The sequence below is a fragment of the Mesorhizobium qingshengii genome, assembly GCF_900103325.1.
In the GTDB taxonomy this organism is placed as follows: domain Bacteria; phylum Pseudomonadota; class Alphaproteobacteria; order Rhizobiales; family Rhizobiaceae; genus Mesorhizobium; species Mesorhizobium qingshengii.
In genome coordinates this window covers 115,499-137,676 of sequence record NZ_FMXM01000021.1, presented here as the reverse complement: position 1 = coordinate 137,676, position 22,178 = coordinate 115,499, and the positions used below count along the sequence as shown (strand labels likewise).

Annotated in this window: 21 protein-coding genes, 1 other RNA gene and 1 pseudogene; 11 read left to right on the top strand and 12 right to left on the bottom strand. The window is 62.4% G+C overall.

The window, feature by feature from the left end; all coding sequences use genetic code 11:
* Positions 1 to 325, top strand: a 325-nt coding sequence (locus BLS48_RS27080; protein WP_143019514.1) for an IS30 family transposase, incomplete at its 5' end; no start/stop codon positions are given.
* A 16-nt stretch (positions 326 to 341) separates the two neighbouring features.
* Here the strand turns inward: BLS48_RS27080 and BLS48_RS27075 are convergent.
* From BLS48_RS27075 to ffs, 9 genes and pseudogenes are all read right to left on the bottom strand, one after another.
* Positions 342 to 650: pseudogene (locus BLS48_RS27075) on the bottom strand (ABC transporter permease); the annotation flags it as partial.
* A gap of 18 nt (positions 651 to 668) precedes the next feature.
* Entirely contained in the window at positions 669 to 2,312 is a 1,644-nt protein-coding gene (locus BLS48_RS27070; RefSeq protein WP_091584575.1) for an ABC transporter substrate-binding protein, read from the bottom strand.
* A 262-nt stretch (positions 2,313 to 2,574) separates the two neighbouring features.
* Positions 2,575 to 3,825 carry a lytic murein transglycosylase gene (locus BLS48_RS27065; RefSeq protein ID WP_244529915.1) on the bottom strand — a complete coding sequence of 417 codons (1,251 nt, stop codon included), beginning with the start codon at positions 3,823 to 3,825 and terminating at the stop codon, positions 2,575 to 2,577.
* 25 nt (positions 3,826 to 3,850) lie between these two features.
* Positions 3,851 to 4,456 carry a recombination mediator RecR gene (gene recR / locus BLS48_RS27060; protein WP_091584573.1) on the bottom strand — a complete coding sequence of 202 codons (606 nt, stop codon included), beginning with the start codon at positions 4,454 to 4,456 and terminating at the stop codon, positions 3,851 to 3,853.
* Positions 4,457 to 4,545: 89 nt separating this feature from the next.
* Positions 4,546 to 5,541 carry a cell wall hydrolase gene (locus BLS48_RS27055; protein ID WP_091584571.1) on the bottom strand — a complete coding sequence of 332 codons (996 nt, stop codon included), beginning with the start codon at positions 5,539 to 5,541 and terminating at the stop codon, positions 4,546 to 4,548.
* A gap of 133 nt (positions 5,542 to 5,674) precedes the next feature.
* Positions 5,675 to 6,082: a hypothetical protein gene (locus BLS48_RS27050; protein WP_091584569.1), complete on the bottom strand. Its 408-nt coding sequence runs from the start codon at positions 6,080 to 6,082 to the stop codon at positions 5,675 to 5,677.
* 19 nt (positions 6,083 to 6,101) lie between these two features.
* Positions 6,102 to 6,425: a YbaB/EbfC family nucleoid-associated protein gene (locus BLS48_RS27045; RefSeq protein WP_091584567.1), complete on the bottom strand. Its 324-nt coding sequence runs from the start codon at positions 6,423 to 6,425 to the stop codon at positions 6,102 to 6,104.
* Between the two features lie 30 nt (positions 6,426 to 6,455).
* Positions 6,456 to 8,273 carry a DNA polymerase III subunit gamma/tau gene (locus BLS48_RS27040; protein WP_091584598.1) on the bottom strand — a complete coding sequence of 606 codons (1,818 nt, stop codon included), beginning with the start codon at positions 8,271 to 8,273 and terminating at the stop codon, positions 6,456 to 6,458.
* Between the two features lie 105 nt (positions 8,274 to 8,378).
* Positions 8,379 to 8,475: signal recognition particle sRNA small type (gene ffs / locus BLS48_RS27035), an RNA gene on the bottom strand.
* 155 nt (positions 8,476 to 8,630) lie between these two features.
* On the opposite strand from ffs, the gene BLS48_RS27030 reads away from it, so the two are divergent.
* The 3 genes from BLS48_RS27030 to BLS48_RS27020 are packed head-to-tail and all read left to right on the top strand — an operon-like array spanning position 8,631 to position 10,376.
* A complete protein-coding gene (locus BLS48_RS27030; RefSeq protein ID WP_091584565.1) occupies positions 8,631 to 9,050 on the top strand; it encodes an HIT family protein in 420 nt (139 codons plus the stop codon).
* Between the two features lie 41 nt (positions 9,051 to 9,091).
* Positions 9,092 to 10,033, top strand: coding sequence for an NAD(+) diphosphatase (nudC, locus tag BLS48_RS27025; RefSeq protein WP_091584563.1), 942 nt, complete (start codon positions 9,092 to 9,094; stop codon positions 10,031 to 10,033).
* 37 nt (positions 10,034 to 10,070) lie between these two features.
* Positions 10,071 to 10,376 carry a Dabb family protein gene (locus BLS48_RS27020; RefSeq protein WP_091584561.1) on the top strand — a complete coding sequence of 102 codons (306 nt, stop codon included), beginning with the start codon at positions 10,071 to 10,073 and terminating at the stop codon, positions 10,374 to 10,376.
* Here the strand turns inward: BLS48_RS27020 and BLS48_RS27015 are convergent.
* Entirely contained in the window at positions 10,373 to 11,236 is an 864-nt protein-coding gene (locus BLS48_RS27015; protein ID WP_091584559.1) for a prephenate dehydratase, read from the bottom strand. The genes BLS48_RS27020 and BLS48_RS27015 overlap by 4 nt on opposite strands.
* Positions 11,237 to 11,281: 45 nt before the next feature.
* Positions 11,282 to 12,010, bottom strand: a complete 729-nt coding sequence (locus BLS48_RS27010; RefSeq protein WP_091584557.1) for a 3-deoxy-manno-octulosonate cytidylyltransferase — start codon at positions 12,008 to 12,010, stop codon at positions 11,282 to 11,284.
* A 193-nt stretch (positions 12,011 to 12,203) separates the two neighbouring features.
* Between BLS48_RS27010 and BLS48_RS27005 the strand changes: the two genes are divergently transcribed.
* The 7 genes from BLS48_RS27005 to BLS48_RS26975 all read left to right on the top strand — a co-directional run bounded on the left by BLS48_RS27005 (position 12,204) and on the right by BLS48_RS26975 (position 21,659).
* The gene (locus BLS48_RS27005) at positions 12,204 to 12,872 is read left to right on the top strand and encodes a c-type cytochrome (RefSeq protein ID WP_091584555.1); all 669 of its coding nucleotides are present in this window, start codon (positions 12,204 to 12,206) and stop codon (positions 12,870 to 12,872) included.
* Positions 12,873 to 13,041: 169 nt separating this feature from the next.
* Entirely contained in the window at positions 13,042 to 14,922 is a 1,881-nt protein-coding gene (locus tag BLS48_RS27000) for an extracellular solute-binding protein (RefSeq protein WP_091584553.1), read from the top strand.
* Positions 14,922 to 16,790, top strand: coding sequence for an extracellular solute-binding protein (locus BLS48_RS26995; protein ID WP_091584551.1), 1,869 nt, complete (start codon positions 14,922 to 14,924; stop codon positions 16,788 to 16,790). The genes BLS48_RS27000 and BLS48_RS26995 overlap by 1 nt, the downstream gene beginning before the upstream one ends.
* A gap of 30 nt (positions 16,791 to 16,820) precedes the next feature.
* On the top strand, positions 16,821 to 17,915 hold the full coding sequence (locus BLS48_RS26990; protein ID WP_091584549.1) for a microcin C ABC transporter permease YejB: 1,095 nt from the start codon (positions 16,821 to 16,823) through the stop codon (positions 17,913 to 17,915).
* On the top strand, positions 17,915 to 19,060 hold the full coding sequence (locus BLS48_RS26985) for an ABC transporter permease (protein ID WP_091584547.1): 1,146 nt from the start codon (positions 17,915 to 17,917) through the stop codon (positions 19,058 to 19,060). The genes BLS48_RS26990 and BLS48_RS26985 overlap by 1 nt, the downstream gene beginning before the upstream one ends.
* On the top strand, positions 19,057 to 20,688 hold the full coding sequence (locus BLS48_RS26980; RefSeq protein ID WP_091584545.1) for an ABC transporter ATP-binding protein: 1,632 nt from the start codon (positions 19,057 to 19,059) through the stop codon (positions 20,686 to 20,688). Before BLS48_RS26985 ends, BLS48_RS26980 begins: the two co-directional genes overlap by 4 nt.
* 29 nt (positions 20,689 to 20,717) lie before the next feature.
* Entirely contained in the window at positions 20,718 to 21,659 is a 942-nt protein-coding gene (locus BLS48_RS26975) for a 2-hydroxyacid dehydrogenase (RefSeq protein ID WP_091584543.1), read from the top strand.
* 43 nt (positions 21,660 to 21,702) lie between these two features.
* On the opposite strand, the gene BLS48_RS26970 is transcribed toward BLS48_RS26975, so the two are convergent.
* Positions 21,703 to 22,062, bottom strand: coding sequence for a hypothetical protein (locus BLS48_RS26970; RefSeq protein WP_091584541.1), 360 nt, complete (start codon positions 22,060 to 22,062; stop codon positions 21,703 to 21,705).
* Between the last annotated feature and the right edge of the window lie 116 nt (positions 22,063 to 22,178).

Here is a 22,178-nt window from a genome sequence, read left to right as displayed (position 1 = left end):
GGCCCTCGCCGAGAAGATCAGCACATTGCCCGAAGAGTTGCGGCGCTCGTTGACATGGGACCAGGGCAAGGAGATGGCTCGGCACAAGAGCTTCACCGTTGCCACCGACCTACAGGTCTACTTCTGCGATCCGCGCCTTCCCTGGCAGCGCGGCAGCAACGAAAATACCAACGGTCTGCTCAGGCAGTATTTCCCCAGAGCTACCAACTTCTCCCACGTCTCGCAGGACCAACTCAACGCCGTTGCCCTGCGGCTCAATCAGCGCCCCCGAAAAATCCTGGACTTCGAAACGCCCGCCGATAGGCTACAGAAGGTGTTGCAATGACCTATTGAACCCACCCCGGATTGGTGGTCAGCACCGAGGTGCCGAAATCACCGTTCAGCGCGCTTTTCACATAGATGTAGAACTGCTCGATCAGCGGCAGGTCCAGACCCATTTCGCGACGCGTGCGCTCGACGACATTGGCCGGCGCCCGGTCGCCGAGCACCGCCAGCACCGGATCGATCGGGATGACCCGGCCGATGAAGAAGGTCACCGCGAGAAGACCAAGATAGGTCGTGATCGCGATGACCAGGAAGCGGCCAATGAATGATGCAAGGGCGACGGCGCGGGCGCTGCCGCGCCCGCCCTCGTTTTCAACCGCACTCATGCGGCGCGTCCGCGGGCGTTACTCTTTCGAGACCGGCCCGACGAAGTTGCTGTCGAAGCTCGGGCCGAGCGCGAAGCCCTTGAGGTTCTTGCGCAGGCCGGCCACTTCCAGCTGCTGGTGGATGACCACGAAAGGACTGGTGTCAAGGATCTTCTTCTCGAGGTCCTGGTACGTCGCAGCGCGCTTGGCCGAATCCTTCTCGAGCAGAGCCGCTTCCGTCTCCTTGGTCAGGTCCGGAATGTCCCATGCGTTGCGCCAGGCAAGCGTCTTGGTCTTGCCTTCATCCGAATTGTCCGGGTTCGAGGCAAAGGTCTGGGCGTTGGAGTTCGGATCGAAATAATCCTGGCCCCACTGGCCGATATAGATGTCGTGGTTGCGGGCGCGGTATTTGGTCAGCGTCTGCTTGCCGTCGCCGGGGATGATCTCCAGCTTGATGCCCGCCTGTCCCAGTGTCTGCTGGATAGATTCCGCCATACCGGTCGTCGGCTGGCCGGTGCGTACGTCCATGGTTACGCTGAAGCCGTCAGGCAGGCCGGCCTTGGCCAGCAGTTCCTTGGCCTTGGCGACATCGAGCTTGAACGGATTTTCGTCCAGTTCACCCAGAACGCCCTTGGGCAGGAAGGTCTGGTGGATCTCGCCAATGCCCTTGAGGATGGTCGAGCTCAACGCATCATAGTCGACCAGATACTTGAACGCCTGGCGAACCTCGGGCTTGGCCAGGTTCGGGTTCTTCTGGTTGAGGCTGATGTAGTAGACGGTACCCTTCGGCGCGCTGGTGGTGGTGAGATCGGCGTTCTTGGCGATGGCGTCGAGGTCGTTCGGCTCGAGGTTGCGGGCAACGTCAATGTCGCCGGCTTCGAGCGCCAGGCGCTGGGCCGAGCTTTCCTTCATGTTGCGATAGATGACGCGGGCAAGCTTGGCCTTCTCGCCGTAGTAATTGTCGTTGCGCTCCAGCACAACAGCCTCGTTGGCACGCCATTCGCGCAGCTTGAAGACGCCGGAACCGGCATAGCCGGTCTTCAGCCAGGCATTGCCGAAATCATTGTCCCATTTGTAGTCGGCGGTCGGCGTGACTGCCGCGACATGTTCCTTGACCAGCTTGGCATCGACCACCGAAGCAACGGTTGCCGAGAGACAATTCAGCACGAAGCTCGGCGCGTAGGCCTTGTCGACGATGAACTGGAAAGTGGTGTCGTCGACGGCCTTGGCTTTTTCGGTGACGTTGTCGCCGCTGATGCCGAACTGGTCGATGATGAAGGCCGGGCTCTTGTCCAGCTTGACGGCGCGCTCGAACGAATAGGCGACGTCGGCCGCCGTGATCGGATTGCCCGAGGCGAATTTCAGGCCGGGCTTGAGCTTGAACGTGTAGGTCAGGCCGTCGTCGGAGACACTCCAGCTATCGGCGAGGTCGCCCTTGACCTTGGAGGTGTCGCTGAGGTCGAGACGGACAAGCAGATCGTAGGTGTTGCCGGTGACCTCTGCGGTCGACAGTTCGAACGCCTCGCCCGGATCCATGGAGATGATGTCGTCGATCGCGAAGCCCTCGACCAGCGTGTCGGCGGGCGTGACGGCGAAGGCGGGTGCCGCGCCAATGAGCAGCGCGGAGATCGCCGCGCCCGCAAGCAAGGTGCGCGAGCGTAGAGCAAACTTTTCCATCATCATGGTGATCGTTCCCTGTTTTGTTGGTTTGTTGACCTGAGTTCCCGGCTCAGGCTGCAGTATTCTTTTCGGGGCCAAACTGCTGCCTTCCGATCCCCTTACCGTCGCGGTTTTTGTCCAGTTGGTCAACACCATATCCGGCGGTTTCCAAGCCGGCAACGAGCATTTTCAAGACAGCCTATTGGACCAGAATGAGCGATGGCGAGTCGACGCACAAGCAGGCTAATTGGTGCCGCCAGTCGGGAAAAATCTGCTAATATCAAACCTATTTAAGCACCGCGACGAGATCGGCGTCGGGAAAACAGGTGGCGGCGCGGCCGTTCTTGGCTTGCCACGCGCCGATCGAGCGGCGGGTCTTGAAGCCGGGCAGGCCGTCGGCGCTGCCGACATCGTAGCCCTTGGCTTCCAACGCCCGCTGCAGCGCGGCGATGTCAGAGCGGTAGAGCCCACCGACCGCGCCCCAATTGCCGGCAAAATTGCTTTCGCCATGGGCGATGCGATCGGCGCCATGGCCGATGAACAGCGCGTAGAGGTCGCTGGTGTTGTATTCCTTCAGCACGTAGAAATTGGGCGTCGCGATAAAGGCTGGCCCGCTGCGCCCTGCCGGCATCAGCAGAAAACCCTCGGCCTTCAGTTCGCTCGCCGGAAACGCTTTTCCGCCGACGCGCTTGATGCCCATCGCCGCCCACGCAGAAATCTTCTTGCCCTGGTCCGGACCTTCGAGCGAACAGGAGACGGTCTCCGGAACAGTCACCTCGAACCCCCAGCCGCGCCCCCTCACCCAGCCATAGTGGACGAGATAATTGGCGATCGAAGCCAGCACGTCTGGTGTCGAGTTCCAGATGTCGGCGCGGCCGTCGCCATCGAAATCCACCGCATGCTTCAGGAACGACGTCGGCATGAACTGCGACTGGCCGAGCGCACCGGCCCAGGATGATTTCATCGCACCGACGGGAGCCAGCCCGCGTTCGACGATTTCCAGCGCGGCCAGAAGCTCGGTGCGAAAGAAATCCTTCTTGGTCGATATGAACGCCTTGGTGCCCAGCACCTCGAAGGCGTCGTAGGGCATCTTCGCGGCCCCGAAACCGGTCTCGCGGCCCCATATCGCCAGCAACACTTCGCCCGGCACGCCATAGCGCTTTTCGATTGCAGCAAGCGTCCTGGCATTCGTGGCTTCGCGCGCGCGGCCGCCCGCGGTGACGGCGCCAATGGTCTTTTCGGCGAAGTAGGCGCCGGGTGAGCCGAACTCAGCCTGGTGCTGCTTCTGCGGCGTCGTTGCCTTCTCGCCCGGCTTCACCAGGTCGGGCAACTTCAGATTGGGCTTGATGCCATCGAAAGCGGCATCGAAGGTCTTTTTGGAAATGCCCTTCGCCTTGGCTTGCGGCCACAGGTCGTTCTGCAGCCAGGCGCGGAACTGATCGTCGATCCTGGCGGCTGACGCCGGAGCGGTCGAGACCGTCACCGCGAAGGCGAGGCAGAGAAAGACGAGGGTCGATTTCACAAAAGCAGGAACCATCTGCATCCCCTGCCCGCCAATTGCGTCAAAACGCCGTCCGCGAGCGCAACGCCGCAGCCAGCGTGCCCTCGTCGAGATAGTCGAGTTCACCACCAACCGGCACGCCATGCGCAAGGCGTGTCACCTTGATGTCGAAGCCGGACAGCTGGTCGGTGAGGTAGTGCGCGGTCGTCTGGCCCTCCACCGTCGCGTTGACGGCGATGATGACCTCCTTGACCTCCCCGCCGGCGACGCGGTCGATCAGCGAGCGGATGTTGAGCTGATCGGGGCCGATGCCGTCGAGCGGCGACAGCGTGCCGCCGAGCACGTGGTAGCGCACATTCATCGCCGCCGCCCGTTCGAGCGCCCACAGGTCGGAGACGTCCTCGACGACAATGATGGTAGCGGCGTCACGGCGCGGATCGGTACAGATCATGCAGGGGTCCGACGTATCGACATTGCCGCAGGTCGAGCAGATGCGCACCTTTTCGGCCGCCTCGCCCATGGCGGCGGCGAGCGGCGACAACAGCTGCTCCTTCTTCTTGATCAGATGAAGCGCGGCGCGCCTGGCCGAACGGGGACCCAACCCCGGCACCTTGGCCAGGAGCTGGATCAGGCGTTCGATCTCGGGACCGGCGATTCGCTTGGACATCGCTCTGATCTAGGATTTTTCAGAGCGCTTTGGAACATCCCGCATCCGCACGACCCGCCATATTACCCTGGCGGACCCTGGAGTGCGGATCAGTTGGCTTCGAGCGGCCGGCTCTGGCTCACAATCATCGCGCCGATGGCGTCGGTGTCATCCGGCGTCGACTGGAACCCCATCGACGCCTCCTGCGGCGCGTTCTGGACCGAGCTGATGACCCTTTTGTTCAACGTTCCACCAAAACGGGCGGCATCCGGCTCTTCCATCGGCTCCTGCATCGCCACCACTATCGGCTTGGCCGAGACGCGCGCCGACTTTGCCGTCGGCGCCGCGGATGCGGTCACATAGGTCTGCTGGGCAGGGGCGGTGCGGGCGGTCGCCGTCCTGGGCTGATTTGCCGGTTCGACCGAGGCAGTCATAAAGGCCTGTTGCGCAGTAGCGGTACGGACAGACGTCTTGGCCGGAAGCGCCGGGTCCGCGGAAGCGACAAGCACGGCCGGCACAGGGGATGGCGTTGCGGCCGAGGCGATGGCGACCGTCGGCTCATCCGGCAGCGGCTGCCAGTTGCGGCCGCGCTTCTCGTAGAAGGCATTGCCGCCGGCAACCATGGTGTAGTGCATGTTCTTGTAGGGGAACCGCAGCCCGGCGGTGTGGAAATACATCGTGTTCTTGAGCTTGGCCTTGCGCTCGCCCTTGAGCACCGCGTCGGCGGCTTCCTCGACATCGGGCATCGCCCGCGAATTCATTGGCCGGGTCATGACGCCCGGCGCGAACTGCCCGCGCTCGCCCACGACCTCGCAGATGGTGCTGCCGTGGTTGCCGGAGCGCAGCCGATTCATCACCACCGTGCCGACCGCGATCATGCCGTCGCGGCTCGACCGGTTGGACTCGAAGAACATCGCCCTCTCCAGGCATTCCTTGTCCTTCGGCGTGTGGCTGTAGGCCCGCGAGCTCAGGAAACTCGGCGTTATGGCGTCGGTCAGGCTTGCCACGGACATGCCGTGCGAAGTGGTCTGACTGCAAGCGGCCAAGAACAGGGGAGACGTAACGACGCCGAGCAACAGCGGCGTCTTCCATCGCGTGGCAATCAACAGGTAACCCTCTCACTTCGATGCCCGCCCCCAGGCTGCGGCAAGAATGAGACACTTTCAGGCAAAATGATGGCTAAAACGTTATTAATGAGGCACTGTTGCCAAATGGGCACAAATGCATGGTTTTTCCCGGCTAGCGCGCGGCCGGCACCGCGGTTGGCTGGCCAGGCTCGACCTCTTCGACTTTCTCGGAAAACAGCCCTCTGTCGAGGAACAATTCCCGCGCATCCCTGGCCGTCGGGGCGATCTTTCCCGGCCAATCGCTTTCGATGAACTCAGCCTTGGTGAAGTCGGGATTTGTCTCGCAGGCCGCCTCGAGGAATTCGGCGATCTCCAGCACGATCGCGCGTTCCTCCCGCGAAAGCGCCGACGTGCCGGCCTCGATCGACGGGCGATGCACGAAATCCTCGAACAGATCGAAATAACCCTTGATGCCGACGAGATCGACGCCCGCATCGCAATCGGCCAGGATTTCCAGAATCTCGTAGATCCGGTTGCGGATACGCTGCTCGATCAGTCTTTCGGACGGCTCTTCGGTCATGGCATGCTGCCACTGAACGCTAGAAGGGCAGTTTCATTCCTGGCGGGATCGGCAGTCCGGCAGTCAGCGCCTTGGTCTTTTCCTGCATGATCTGCTCGACCTTGGTCTTGGCGTCATTGTGGGCGGCGAGAATCAGGTCCTCCAGGATCTCGACATCGTCCTCCTTGAACAAGGACGGGTCGATCTTCAGCGACTTCATCTCGAATTTTCCGGTCAGCGTCACGTTAACCAGGCCGCCGCCAGCCTGGCCGGATGCTTCCAGCGTGGCGATCTCGTCCTGCATGGCCTGGAACTTGGCCTGCATTTCCTTCGCCTTGCCCATCAGGCCGAGAAGATCTTTCATGGTCGGGTCCTTTGCGAATATTTGCTGGGATCAGGTTTCGTCGTCGTCCGCCGGCGGTTCGACCGGCACATCGGCTTCAGCCGTCTCGGCTTCCGGCGCGTCGGGAATGCGCACGTCGATGATCTTCGCACCGGGAAAGCGCGCCAGGATGGCGGCGACGGTCGGGTCGCTCTTGGCATCGAGGAAAGCGTTCTCGCGCTTGGTCGATTCCATTTCGGCGAGGGTCTGGCCGCCCTCCTCCTTCGACAGCGAGACCAGCCAGTTGCGCCCGGTCCAGGCGCGCAACTTCGTCGTCAGGTCGTTGAGCAGCATCTTGGGCGCGTCGCTGGTCAGGCCGACGTCGATACGGCCGGGCTCGATACGCACGAGACGGATGCAGCTCTTGACCAACACCTTGAAGGCGATGTCACGCTGCGCGTCGGCAAGGGCAACGATGTCGGCCAGCGATTTCAGCGGTACCTGCTGCGTCTCGAGCACCGGTTGCGGGGGCGCGACGAAGGCGATGGGAGCAGGCTCGGCCTCGACCAGTCGCATGGTCTGCGCACCGCCCGGTCCGGCAGGCATGCGCGTCTGCGCCACCGCGCTGGCGCTGGCGCCGTTGCCGGAACCTGCTGGCGCTCCATTCGGGCGCGTCGAGCCATTTTGAACCGGTGCCGCGCCATCGAGCGATCTCAGCGCCTCGTCCAGCGTCGGCAGGTCGGCGGCATGCGCCAGCCGGATCAGCACCATCTCGGCGGCACTGACCGGCCGGTTGGATGACTGCACCTCGGGGATGCCCTTGAGCAGCATCTGCCATGTCCGCGACAACACCCTGACCGACAGCGTCCTGGCGAAATCGGCGCCGCGCTGCCGCTCGCCCTCGGACAGCGAAGCATCCTCGATTGCCGTCGGCACGAAACGCAGCCGGGTGACGAGGTGGTTGAACTCGGCAAGATCGGTCAGCACGGCGGCCGGATCGGCGCCGGTGTCATATTGGGTGCGGAATTCGGCCAATGCGGCCGCCACGTCGCCCTTCATCACATGTTCGAACAAGTCGACGATGCGGGCGCGGTCGGCGAGCCCCAGCATCGCCCGTACGGCATCGGCACTGACGGAGCCGGCGCCGTGCGCGATCGCCTGATCGAGGATGGAGAGCGAATCACGGGCCGAGCCTTCGGCGGCGCGCGCGATCATCGCCAGCGCGTCGTCGTCGACCGAAATGCCTTCCTTGGCCGAAATCGAGGAGAGGTGGGCGACCAGCGCACCGGCATCGATGCGCCTCAAGTCAAAACGCTGGCAGCGCGACAGGACGGTGATCGGAACCTTGCGGATCTCGGTGGTGGCGAAGATGAACTTGACGTGCGGCGGCGGCTCTTCCAGCGTCTTCAGCAGGCCGTTGAAGGCCTGCGTGGAAAGCATGTGCACTTCGTCGATGATGTAGACTTTGTAGCGCGCCGAAACCGGTGCGTAGCGCACGCGCTCAATGATATCCCTGATATCGTCGATGCCGGTGTGCGAGGCGGCATCCATCTCGATGACGTCGACATGGCGGCCTTCCATGATTGCCTGGCAATGCTCGCCGAGCACGGCAAGGTCGACCGAAGGCTGGTCCATATCGGCGGTTTTATAATTCAGGGCCCGCGCAAGTATGCGCGCCGTCGTGGTCTTGCCGACACCACGCACGCCGGTCAGCATCCATGCCTGGGCTATGCGGCCGGTGGCAAAGGCGTTGGTGAGGGTGCGCACCATCGGCTCCTGGCCGACCAGCTCTGAGAAATTCGAAGGACGGTACTTGCGCGCCAGCACGCGATAGGCGGCGGCCTTGCCATTCTCCAGGCTTTCTGGTCCCGAATTTCCGGCTTCGCTCATTCGCCCGTAAAGCTCCAAATGGCCACCTCCGAAGGCGGCCGATTCCTGCGCATAGTCTCGCTCGCGCTGCAATGCGTCGTCAATGTCGCGAGAGGGGCCGATGAGGTGGGAGGCTGGAACAATGACCCGTTCCGGGCTCGTTAGGGCTGCTTCCTTCCGGACCTGACCCGGTTGGCGAGTGGATCGTCCACCACCAACCTCCCGCTTCCCATATCGGCAATCCGGCGACGAAATGCAAGTGCGCACGAGAATTGGCACACCAATCCGTGAGGTGCATGATGATTCGCTTGCAGCCCCTGTGCCGCCGCTCTAGCGTTCATGAGTTTGAGAAAAACACGAAACGTAGGGGAAACGCCGATGTTGCCGGGCCTGAAGGCCGGATTCACGCTGGATGCCCGGCTGGAGGCGGACAGCGAGCAGTTGATGTGGCTTGGGCTGTGCGAATTGCGGGTGATGAACGACCGCCGCTGGCCATGGCTGCTGCTTGTGCCGCAGCGGCCTGGCGCGGAGGAGATCCACGACATGACGCCGCTCGACCAGGCGATGCTGACCTTCGAGACCAATATGGTGGCGCAAGCGCTGAAGAAGGCGACCGGCTGCACCAAGATCAACACCGGCGCGCTCGGCAACATCGTGCGCCAGTTGCACATCCATGTCATCGCACGTTCGGAAGGCGATCCCGGCTGGCCCGGCCCGGTGTGGGGGCACGGCCTGCGCGAGCCCTATAAGCGTTCCGATCTGCGCCGGTTTGCCGAAACGATAAGGGCGGCGCTATAAGCCTTCCCCTGTGTCCGTCCCAAAACATGTCCAGAGTCCGCATGAGCTTCCGCCTGTTTGACGCGCCCTTGCGCGAGCCGAGCCAGTTCGTCGGCTTTGCCGGCAACACGATCGACCGGCAATCCGAGAACCGCGCCGACGATTCGGTCGACCAGGCGCTGGCCGATCCGACGACGCGGCTGCTTTTGATGAATGGCGGCCGGCTCTATCTGAAGCTCGGGAACAGCAGTCTCGACCCATGGTTCGGCGCCGCCGAGAGCCAGCCCTTCAAGATTTCCCTTGCCGACGGCGTCCTGCTCGGCTTTTCCGAACAAGGACCCGTGCTGGCCGTGCCGGCCGGCGTCGATGCCGAACAGCTGCCCGAAACCATCAAGGCGATCGATTACCGCTCGGTCTACATGCAAGGGCTGATCGATGAAGCGGCTGCCGGCGCGATGGCGCAGGGTGCCGCCCTGCTCGCCTGGCACGCAAGCCATCGTTTCTGCAGCAAGTGCGGTACCGAATCACAGATGCGGGCGGGCGGCTACAAGCGGCATTGCCCGAATTGCGGCACCGAGCATTTTCCGCGCACCGATCCGGTGGCGATCATGCTGACGGCGACGCGGGAGAAATGCCTGCTTGGGCGCGGCCGGCATTTCGCGCCGGGCATGTATTCGGCCCTTGCCGGTTTCATCGAGCCGGGCGAAACGATCGAGGCGGCGGTGCGCCGCGAAACGCTGGAGGAGGCCGGCATAAGGCTGGGCCGTGTCGTCTACCATGCCAGCCAGCCCTGGCCGTTTCCCTATTCGCTGATGATCGGCTGTTTCGGCGAGCCGCTCAATGAAGACATCCAGGCCGACCTCAACGAGCTGGAAGACTGCCGCTGGTTTGCCCGCGACGAAGTGCGCCTGATGCTTGCCAGGGAGCATCCCGGCAATCTGATCACGCCGCCGAAAGGTGCCATTGCGCACCATCTTATCCGCGCCTGGGTCGATGCCGAATGATGCCCGCGAATACTGAAAGACATTCCAGGAGAGACAAATGATCCGTCACACCGTCGTCTTCACGCTGAAGCATGCGCCACATTCGCTGGAGGAAAAGCGGTTTCTCGTCGACGCCAGGAAAATCCTCTCGGCGATCCGGGGCGTCACGCATTTCGAACAGTTGCGGCAGGTCAGCCCCAAGAACGACTACCGGTTCGGCTTCTCGATGGAGTTCGCCGACCAGGCCGCCTATACGAGGTACAATGACCATCCCGACCACGTCGCCTTCGTGCGCGATCGCTGGATTCCGGAAGTCGAGACCTTCATGGAGATCGACTATGTGCCGCTCGGCGCGGTGATTTAGTCCGCCACCTTCCACTGCTCACGCGACTCGCTGGCCGGGTAGACGCCAAGGATCCGCACTTCTCGCGAGAAGAAGCGAAGCTCGTCCAGCGCCAGCTTGACCAGCGGATCGTCGGGATGGCCCTCGATGTCGGCGTAAAACAGCGTCGCCGTGAAAGCTCCCAGTTGGTAGCTCTCCAGCTTGGTCATGTTGATGCCATTGGTGGCGAAGCCGCCCATCGCCTTGTAGAGCGCGGCCGGCACGTTGCGGACGCGGAAGATGAAGGTCGTCATCATCTTGGCGTCGGCCGAGGGGCGTTCGGCCCACTGCTTGTTCTTGGTCAGAACGACGAAGCGGGTGACGTTGCTGTCGGTGTCCTCGACATTCTCCTCGATGATGTCGAGCCCGTAGAGCGTCGCGGCCAGAGCCGGCGCCAGAGCGGCCATCGTGCGGTCCTTGACCTCGGAGACCAGCTTGGCGGCACCAGCCGTGTCGCCAGCGACGATCGCCTTCCAGCCGTTCTTGCGGATGTATTTGCGGCACTGGCCAAGCGCGTGGATGTGGCTGTGCACGGTCTTGATCTCGTCTCGCTTGACGCCCGGCAGCACCATCAGCTGGAAATGGATCGGCAGGAAATATTCGCCGACGATGTGCAGTTTCGATTCCGGCAAAAGATGATGGATGTCGGCGACGCGCCCGGCAATGGTGTTCTCGATCGGGATCATGGCGAGATCGGCCTTGCCCGTCTCGACGGCATTGAACGCATCCTCGAAGGTCGGGCACGGCAACGGCTCCATCGTGGGATAGACGTTGCGGGAGGCGGTGTCGGAATTGGCGCCCGGCTCGCCCTGGAACGATATTCTGTTGGTCTTTTCAGGCATGGGCCAAGTCTCGATTCAAGGGGGTCTCGGGTTCGAAGGGATTTCTCAGGTCGAAAGGATGGTTCTGGCGCGTTCGAGGTCTTCGGGCGTGTCGACGCCGAGCGGCAGCGAACGCACGATCTCGGCATCGATGCGCATGCCGGCCTCAAGCGCCCGCAGCTGTTCCAGCCGCTCGCGGCGTTCGAGCTGCGACGGCTTCAGCCCGACGAAGCGCTCGAGCGCGGCGCGGCGGTAGGCATAGAGGCCGACATGATGATAGAGCGGCCCTTCGCCCCATGGCGCGGTGGCGCGGGTGAAATAAAGCGCCCGCAGCCGCGTGCCGGACAGCGGCGAACCGACGATCTTGACGACGTTCGGGTTGGTCTTCTCCTCGTCGCGGACGATCTCGACGCCGAGCGTGGCGATATCCACGGCCGTGTTCTCGAGAGGCCTGAGCGAAGCGCCGATTATATCGGGATCGATGGTCGGCAGGTCGCCCTGAACGTTGACGATCGTTTCGACCTTTTTTGCAGGATCGAGGATCGTCAACGCCTCGAAGATGCGGTCGGAACCCGATTCGTGGTCCGCGCGCGTCATCACGGCCTCGAAACCATGCGCGCGCACCGCTTCCGCCACGCTTTGCGTGTCGGTCGCCACCACCACCCGGCCGAGGCCGGCCTCGGCGGCGCGGCGGGCGACATGGACGATCATCGGCGCGCCCGCGATGTCAGCCAGCGGCTTGCCCGGCAGGCGCGTCGAGGCCATGCGGGCCGGGATCAGGATCAACGTGGACATCGCAAGTGCTGGGCGTCTCAAAAGTGGAAGGGAAAAGTGGCAAAAGGTCTCACTGGAAGCGCCCTTATAGGTGTTGCAACGCCCGAGCAAAAGACCTAGTTTCCGCCCGATTTGACCGGCTCTGGAGGGCAGGTCTCGATACCGACGGACGGAGTGGACGGTTCGGTCCGCCGGAAAAGGGAGCAAGGGGCGTATGGATTCCAACGAAGTCAACAAGCTGCTCGCCGGATTGCTCGGAACCGTTTTCGTGGTGTTCTCGGTCGGCCTTGTGTCCAATGCGCTGTTTGCCTCGCCGCCCCCGGAAAAGCCCGGTTTCGCCATCGAAGCCGCCGAGCCCGCCGAAGGCGGCCCGGCCGCTCCGGCTGCCGAAGCCAAGCCGATCGCCGACCTGCTGGCGACCGCCAATGTCGAAGCGGGTGCAGCGGTCTTCAAGAAATGCCAGGCCTGCCATTCCGGCGAAAAGGGCGGCCCGAACAAGGTCGGCCCCGATCTGTGGGACCTCGTCGATCGCCCCGTCGCCGAACATGCGGGCTTCGCCTATTCGGCCGGCATGAAGGAATTCTCCAAGGGCGGCACCGAGAAGTGGACCTACGACAACATCAACCACTTCATCACCTCGCCGAAGAAATTCGTGAAAGGGACGGCCATGGGCTTCGCCGGCCTGCCCAAGGACGAGGACCGCGCCAACGTCATCGCCTATCTGCGCACGCTTTCGGACAATCCCAAGCCGCTGCCGGCGCCAGGTGCCGCCGCCGACGCAACGGCGCCCGCCAAGCCCGCTGATGCAGCCGCCCCGGCGAAGCCGGCGGCGCCAGCCGCTGCACCGGCTCCGGCCGCACCGGCACCGGCGCCTGCCCAATAACCAGCTATCATTTCGACGACCTTGAAAAAGCCGGGTTCAGCCCGGCTTTTTCGTTAGGAAAAACGCATATACGGCGACAAAGCCGCGCATGGCGGTTTTCACGAGCGCCAAATCATCTAGATTGCCTTTCTGGACTGATCCGGGACAGGCATCGCGAAGAGGATAGTGCATGACGGTTGGCCGAACGCTTCTCAAGTCGTTGCTGGCGGCGGCCCTTCTGGCGGCGGGATTGCAGACCACCCGTGCCGACGAATGGCGCACCACCTCATCGCTGATCGGCGAGTCCAAATACGGCGACAATTTCCAGCACTACGACTACGTCAACCCTGATGCGCCGAAGGGCGGCACGCTGAATTCGGTGGTGCTTGGCACCTTTGACAGTTTCAATCCCTATGTCGTCCAGGGATCGCCAGCGGCGGGACTTGTCGGGTTCGGCGGCGGCCTGCTCTACGACACTCTGATGGACCAGGCCACCGACGAAGGCAGCACCAGCCACCCGCTGATCGCCGATGCCTACAAATACCCCGACGACTATTCCTCCGCGACCTACCGGCTCGATCCGCGCGCCAAATGGCATGATGGCCAGCCGATAAAAGTCGATGACGTGATCTGGTCGTTCCAGGTGCTGAAGGCTAACAGTCCTTTGTACAGTCGCTATTTCGAGAACGTCACCGATGCGGTGGCGGTCTCCGACCGCGAGGTCGAGTTCCATTTCAACCAGAAGGGCAACCGGGAACTGCCCAAGATCCTCGGCGATCTTGTCGTGTTGCCCAAGCACTGGTGGGAAGGCACCGATGCCAGTGGAAAGAAGCGCGACATCACCAAATCGACTCTGGAGCCCCCGCTGGGATCGGCGGCCTACAAGATCGCCAGTTTCAAGCCGGGTTCTGAAATCGTCTGGCAGCGCGTGCCGGACTATTGGGGCGCCAAACTGCCCGTGAAGATAGGCCGTGAGAATTTCGCCACACAGCGTTTCAGCTATTTCCTCGATGACAACGCGGCGTGGCAGGCCTTCACCAAAGGTGGCTTAGAGGACTTCCGCGCCGAGACCCGTGCCCAGCGCTGGGCGGTCGAGTACACTTTTCCGGCCATCAAGTCAGGGGACGTCATAAAAAAGGAATACCCCACGACGTCACCGGAACCCATGCAGGCCTATGTCATGAACACGCGCCGCCCGCTGTTCCAGGACGTGCGCGTGCGCCAGGCACTCACCTACGCCTATGACTTCGAGAGCATGAACCGAACCATCTTCTACGGCGCGTATACGCGCACCGACAGCTATTTCGAAGGCGGAGATCTGGCCTCAACCGGCATGCCGCAAGGCAAGGAGTTGGAAATCTTGCAGCCATATCGAGACAAGCTGCCTCCAGAGTTGTTCACGCAGAAATTCAAACTGCCGGTCTATGACACGCCACAATCAGGGCGCGAGAATTTGCGCAAGGCCTACGACCTTTTCAAGCAAGCCGGCTGGGTCAATCAGGCCGGAAAATTGGTGAATGCAAAAACCGGCGCGGTATTCAAGATCGAGTTTCTCGGCAACGACCCTATAGATGAACGCGTCGCCTCGCCTTTCATTGCCAACCTGCGGCGCCTCGGCATTGATGCCACGCTGCGGATCGTCGACGATAGTCAGTACACGAACCGAACGCGTGCGTTCGATTTCGACATGCTGGCGCTTGCAAGTTTCGCGCAATCCAATTCGCCAGGCAATGAACAGCGCGATTTCTTCAGCTCCACCGCGGCCGACAGGTCAGGGTCACGCAATCTCGCGGGCATCAAGAACCCGGTGGTGGACGCCTTGATCGACCGGGTTATCTTTGCAACGGACCGCGACGATCTGGTTGCCGCCACCCATGCGCTCGACCGGGTGCTGCTGTGGAATTACTACATGGTGCCACAATGGCACCTGGGGAAAGTTCGCGCCGCATACTGGAACAAGTTCGGCATGCCGGAGACACAACCTACCTATCGGGGCGTCGATCTGGACTCCTGGTGGATTGATCCGGAGAAGGAAAAGTCGCTGGCGACCAAATACAGGGGCAGCAATTGATGGCGGTCCTGCCCCGCCGCGATTTCCTGGCATTGGGCGGCGCAGCCGCGGTCGCCGCTCTTTTGCCCGGCCGGGCCTTCGCCGACATCGCGACCGGCACCAAGCTGCATGGCCTGTCTGCCTTCGGCGACCTCAAATACAAACCGGATTTCACCCATTTCGACTATGTCAACGTCGACGCACCGACTGGCGGCATTTTCAATTTCGCCCCACCGAACTGGGGCTACAACCAGGACACGCAGACCTTCAACACGCTCAATTCCTTCGCCAACAAGGGCGACGCGCCGCCGCGCATGGAGATGTGTTTCGATGCGCTGATGGTATCAGCGCTCGATGAGCCGGACGCTGTCTATGGCGAGATCGCCGACGGTGTAACGCTGTCGGACGACCGCAACGGCTTCACCTTCTCGCTTCGCTCGCAGGCCCGCTTCCACGACGGCACGCCGCTGACGGCACAAGACGCCGCCTTCACCTTCAAGCTCTACAAGGACAAGGGCCACCCAGACCTGTCGCTATCGCTGACGCATATGGTCGACGCCGTTGCCGTGGACGACCGCACGCTGCGGCTGACTTTTTCCGGCAAGCAATCCGCCCGCACCGTTCTCAACATCGTGCAGTTCCCGATCCTGTCGAGGGCTTTCTACACGGCAAACCCGTTCGACAGTTCGCAATTGAACCCGCCGCTTGGCTCCGGTGCCTACAAGGTCGGGAGCTTCTCGGCCGGCGCATGGATCGAATATGAGCGTGTGGCGAACCATTGGGGACGCGACCTCCCGGTCAATCGTGGCCTGAACAATTTCGACATCATCCGCATCGAGTTCTATCAGAATCGCACGGCCGGTTTCGAAGCCTTCAAGAAGGGCGAGATCACCTATCGCGAAGAATTCACATCGCGCGTCTGGGCCACCGCCTACGACTTCCCCGCACTCACGGCCGGCAAAGTGGTCAAGCACGAATTTCCGGCCGAAAAGAAACCCGCCATGCAGGGGACCGCGGTCAATCAACGACGCGAACAGTTTCGCGACGCGCGGGTGCGGCAGGCGATCGCACTCTGCTTCGACTTCGAATGGACGCGGCGCAATTTCTTCTACGGCTCCTACGAACGCTCGCAATCCTGTTTCGAGAAATCGGCCTTTCGTGCCGAAGGGCCGCCCTCGCCGGAAGAGCTGGCCCTGCTGGAGCCGCTGCGCAGCCAGCTTCCGGCGGAAGTGTTCGGCGAGGCTGTGATGCAGCCAGCATCAGACGGCTCCGGCCGCGACCGCAAACTGCTTGGCCAGGCGGCAAAGCTTCTGGCCGCCGCGGGCTGGAAACGGTCGGGCGACTTTGTCGTCAACGACAGGGGCAGCAGGCTTTCGGCCGAGATCATGGTCGATGACGACACCTTCGTGCAGATCTATTCGCCCTGGGTCGCCAACATGAAGGCGATCGGCATCGATGCCACCATCCGGCTGGTGGATTCGGCGCAATATCAGTCCAGACAAGCGACGTTCGACTTCGATCTGCTGTCGGCCGCTTTTTCGTTCAGCGCGACGCCGACGCGCGACGATCTCGAAGTCTTCTTCCACTCGAGCACCGCCAACGTCTCCGGCTCGCGAAATTTGCCGGGCGTGGCGGACCCCGCGATCGACACGCTGATCGATGCCGTGGGCGCCGCAAAGGATCGTGAAACCCTGACCGTGGCGATGCGGGCGCTTGACCGGGTCTTGCGCGCGCGGCGCGATTGGATTCCTAGTTGGTTCCTGGCGAATCACCGAAGCGCCTATTGGGACATGTTCGGCTTTCCCGAACAGAAGCCCGATTTCGGCTTTCCGGTCGAGGCGCTGTGGTGGTTCGATAAGGGCAAGGCGGCAAAAATTGGCAAAGGCTGAGATATCAGTCCAACGAGGGCAGAAAGCCTGATGGGCGCCTATATCCTGCGCCGCATCCTTTTGATGATCCCGACCCTGTTCGGCATCATGGCGATATCCTTCGCCGTCATCCAGTTCGCGCCCGGCGGTCCGGTCGAGCAGGTCATCGCCAAACTGACCAACCAGGGCGGCAGCGATCGCCTCGGCGGCGGCGGTGGCGACGCGGGCGGCGGCAATTTGGACGTCGCCGGCGACGTCAGTTCGAAATATCGCGGCGCGCAGGGCCTCGATCCGGAATTCATCAAGAAGCTGGAAAAGCAGTTCGGCTTCGACAAGCCACCGCTCGAGCGCTTCGGCATGATGCTGTGGAACTACGCCCGCTTCGATTTCGGCGACAGCTATTTCCGCGACATCTCGGTGCTCGACCTGATCCTGGAAAAAATGCCGGTGTCGATTTCCATCGGGCTGTGGATCACGCTTCTCTCCTACATGATCTCGATCCCGCTCGGCATCCGCAAGGCGGTCAAGGACGGCAGTCCGTTCGACGTCTGGACCAGCGGCGTCGTCATTGTCGGCTATGCCATCCCAGGCTTCCTGTTCGGCATCATGCTGATGGTGCTGTTTGCCGGCGGGTCCTTCTGGGACTGGTTTCCGCTGCGCGGCCTGACCTCCGACAATTGGGACCAGTTGTCCTGGTGGGGCAAGATCGTCGACTATTTCTGGCACATGACCTTGCCGCTGACGGCGCTGGTGCTGTCGGCTTTCGCCACCACCACGCTGTTGACCAAGAACTCGTTCCTGGAAGAGATCCGCAAGCAGTATGTGGTGACCGCGCGCGCCAAGGGCCTGTCGGAACGGCAGGTGCTCTACGGCCACGTATTCCGTAATGCCATGCTGATCGTCATCGCCGGTTTTCCGGGCGCCTTCATCTCGGCCTTCTTCACCGGCTCGCTGCTGATCGAGAACATCTTTTCGCTCGATGGCCTCGGCCTGCTCGGTTTCAGGTCGGTGGTCGAACGCGACTATCCCGTGGTGTTCGCCAATCTCTACATCTTCTCGCTTCTCGGCCTGTTCGTCGGATTGCTGTCCGACCTGCTCTACACCTGGGTCGATCCGCGCATCGATTTCGAGCGGAGAGACGTCTGATGTCGGAGGCCAGCGCCACTGCGGAGACGGCACCCGCACGGATCAAGCGGCCGTTCCTGTCGCCGCTCAACAAGCGCCGCCTGCAGAACTTCAAAGCCAACCGGCGCGGCTACTGGTCGCTGTGGATATTCCTCGTCCTGTTCGTGCTGTCGCTGTTTGCCGAATTCATCGCCAACGACAAACCGATCATCGCTTCCTACAAGGGCGAGATCCTGTTCCCGGTGCTGGTCGCCTACCCCGAGGAAAAGTTCGGCGGCTTCTATGCCGTCACCGACTACCGCGACCCGGTGATCCAGGACGAGATCAACGCCAATGGCTGGATGATCTGGCCACCGGTGCGCTACTCATACCAGACCGTCAACAACGCCATTCCGGAAGCCGCACCGGCCAGGCCGTCCTGGGAGTACGACGCCAAGACACGCTGCAACCAGTACCCGCAAGGCGCGGCCGACCCGGCCTGCATCGTCGGCAACTGGAACTGGCTTGGCACCGACGACCAGGCCCGTGACGTGCTGGCGCGTGTCATCTACGGCTTCCGCATTTCGGTGCTGTTCGGCCTGATCCTGACCGCCGGCTCGGCATTGATCGGCGTCGCGGCCGGCGCCGTGCAAGGCTATTTCGGCGGCTGGACCGATCTGCTGTTCCAGCGCTTCATCGAAATCTGGTCGGCGATCCCGGTGCTCTATCTCCTGCTCATCGTCGCCGCCATCCTGCCGCCGGGCTTCTTCATCCTGCTCGGACTGATGCTTCTGTTCTCCTGGGTGGCGCTGGTCGGCGTGGTGCGGGCCGAGTTCCTGCGCGCCCGCAACTTCGAGTATGTCAACGCGGCCCGGGCGCTCGGCGTGCCCAACCTGACCATCATGTTCCGGCACCTCCTTCCCAACGCCATGGTGGCGACATTGACTTTCCTGCCGTTCCTGCTCAGCGGTTCGATCTCGACGCTGACCTCGCTCGACTATCTCGGCTTTGGACTGCCGCCCGGCTCCGCCTCGCTCGGCGAACTGCTCAAGCAGGCGCAGCGCAACCTCAACGCGCCATGGCTCGGCATTTCCGGTTTCGTCGTCATTTCGCTGATGCTGTCACTGCTGGTTTTCGTCGGCGAGGCGACGCGCGACGCCTTCGATCCGCGCAAGACGTTCCGATGAGCGAAGCGCCCCTGCTCAGCGTACAGGACCTCAGCGTCGCCTTCGGCCAGGGCGGCGGCCAGTCGATGGCGGTCGACCACATCTCCTTCGACATCGCCAAGGGCGAGACGGTGGCGCTCGTCGGCGAATCCGGCTCCGGCAAATCGGTGTCTGCACTGTCGGTGCTGAAGCTCTTGCCCTATCCGAGCGCCAGCCACCCCTCGGGAAAGATCCTGTTCCGGGGCGCTGACCTGCTTGCGATGAGCGAGAAGCAGTTGCGGCAGGTGCGCGGCAACAAGATCACCATGATCTTCCAGGAGCCGATGACCTCGCTCAACCCGCTGCACACGATCGAGCATCAAATCGTCGAGATCCTGAAGCTGCATCAGGGCATGGCCGACCGCCCGGCCAAGGCGCGTACGCTGGAACTGCTCAACGAGGTCGGTATTCGCGATCCGCAGAAGCGGCTCGATGCCTATCCGCACCAGCTATCCGGCGGTCAGCGCCAGCGCGTCATGATCGCCATGGCGCTGGCCAACGAACCCGAACTTCTGATCGCCGACGAGCCGACGACGGCGCTCGACGTCACCGTGCAGGCGCAGATCCTCGAACTGCTGGCCGGCTTGAAGAGCCGCAAGGGCATGTCGATGCTGTTCATCACCCACGATCTCGGTATTGTGCGCAAGATTGCCGACCGGGTCTGCGTGATGACCAAGGGCAAGATCGTCGAGACCGGACCAACCAAGGAGATCTTCGCCAATCCGCAGCATGCCTATACGCGGCATTTGCTGGCGGCCGAGCCGAAAGGCAAACCGCCGGCGGCCAATGCCGCCGCCAAGCCGGTGATGACGGGCAAGGACATCAAGGTCTGGTTTCCGATCAAGCAGGGTTTCTTCCGCCGCACGGTCGACAATGTGAAGGCGGTCGACGGCATCGATGTCACCGTGCGTGTCGGCCAGACGCTTGGGGTGGTCGGCGAGTCCGGCTCGGGCAAGACGACGCTCGGCCTGGCGCTGGCGCGCATGATCTCGTCGACCGGGACCATCCAGTTCAACGGGCACGACATCAACCAATTGTCCTTCAACGCCATGCGGCCGCTCAGGCGCGAATTGCAGATCGTCTTCCAGGACCCGTTCGGCTCGCTCAGCCCGCGCATGTCGATCGCCGAGATCATCGAGGAAGGCCTGAAGATCCACGAACCCAAGCTGTCGCCCGACCAGCGCGACGACAAAGTGGCCGCCGTGCTGAACGAGGTCGGCCTCGATCCGGCGACACGCAACCGCTATCCGCACGAGTTTTCCGGCGGCCAGCGCCAGCGTGTCGCCATCGCGCGCGCCATGGTGCTCAACCCACGCTTCGTCATGCTGGACGAGCCGACGTCGGCGCTCGACATGAGCGTGCAGGCGCAGGTCGTCGACCTGTTGCGCAGCCTGCAGGCCAAGCACGACCTCGCCTATCTCTTCATCAGTCACGACCTCAAGGTCATCCGGGCGCTGGCCAATGACGTCATCGTCATGCGCAACGGCAAGATCGTCGAAGCCGGCCCTTCCGAACAGATTTTTGGAAATCCGCAAACCGACTATACTCGGGCGTTGATCTCGGCCGCCTTCAAGATAGAGACGGCCCCGGTCGGGATCGTCAGCCAGTGATTTGCGTAAAGAGGGACTAGAAGATCGCGATGGAAAAAGGCCGTATCCTGCTTGCCGTCACCGGCTTTCATCCGCAGCGCTGGCGCGAACTGTTGTCGGCGGAACGCGAGGTGGTGCTGGAGCCGGATGGCGCCAAAGACCCCTCGATCACCTATGCCGTGGTGTGGAAGCAGAAGCCGAACATTCTGGCGTCGCTGCCCAATCTGCGCGCCATCTTCTCGATCGGTGCCGGCGTCGACCATATCTTCGCCGATCCCGGCCTGCCCGATGTGCCGATCGTCAAGGTCGTCGCCGACAACCTCACCCAGTACATGACCGAATATGTCGTCTGGCGGGTGCTCGATCACCATCGCCAGGGTCTGCTCTACCGGTCGCAGCAGCCGAAGAAAATCTGGCATGAGCCGCAGCAGAGGCCGGCCGGCGACATTTCCGTCGGCATCATGGGACTCGGCAATCTCGGCCGCGCCGCAGCCTCGGTGCTTTTGTCGCTCGGCTTTGCCGTCAATGGCTGGTCGCGCAGCGACCGACCGATGGACGGGGTTGAGACCTACTCCGGCGAGGCCGGATTGATCCCTTTCCTCAAGGCGACCGATATTCTGGTGGTGCTGCTGCCACTGACGCCAGACACCCGCGGTATCATCAACTACGGGGTGCTGAAGGAGCTGAGGAAACGGAACGGTCTTGGCGGCTCGGTGCTGATCAATGCCGGACGCGGCCGCCTGCAGAAGGACGCCGACATTTTGCGGGCGCTGGATGACGGCACGCTGAAGGAAGCGAGTCTGGACGTGTTCGAGGTCGAACCGTTGCCGAAGACCAGTCCGTTGTGGAGCCATCCCAAGGTGTTCGTGACGCCACACACGGCCGCGACCTCCGACCCTGTTCACCTGGCGCCGATCATGCTGCGCCAGATGGATGCCTTCGAACGGGGCGAAAAGCTCGATAATCTGGTGGACCGCAAAGCGGGGTATTAGAACGCCGCGTCCGAAAACCGGATTCCACTTTTCGGATCCTGCCCTAACCCGGCAGGGCCAACTTCTTCTGCTTGTCCGGGTGGCCGCAATCGCGGCGGTCGATCGACCGGTTCATGGCATCGATCTCGCCGGTCGCCTGGTCGGCATCGCGCTTGGCCTTGGAGCGCATGTCCGGCGTGAACGGGCCAAAGCCCATCGCCGGGTTGGAGAATGTCGGCTTGGCTTCCGTCGACAGATGGTATTGCTGCGCCAATCCGTTGCGCTGCGCGAGCAACTGGTCGCACGGGACGCTGTCATACTGCAGGGAGGACTGTATGTTGGCGTCCTGCCTCTCGGACATCGAATTGCCCACGCAGCCGGCGGTGGCCAGGCAAGATGCCAAGACAATCATGTTCCAGCGCATCTGATATGCTCCTCCTGATATCCCGCCCTGATGCGACCAGATCGCAAATATCAGTCGCGCACGCAAATCAGACTTTTTCGCAACGCCGATGTCCGCGAGGATGACGAATCAGGATT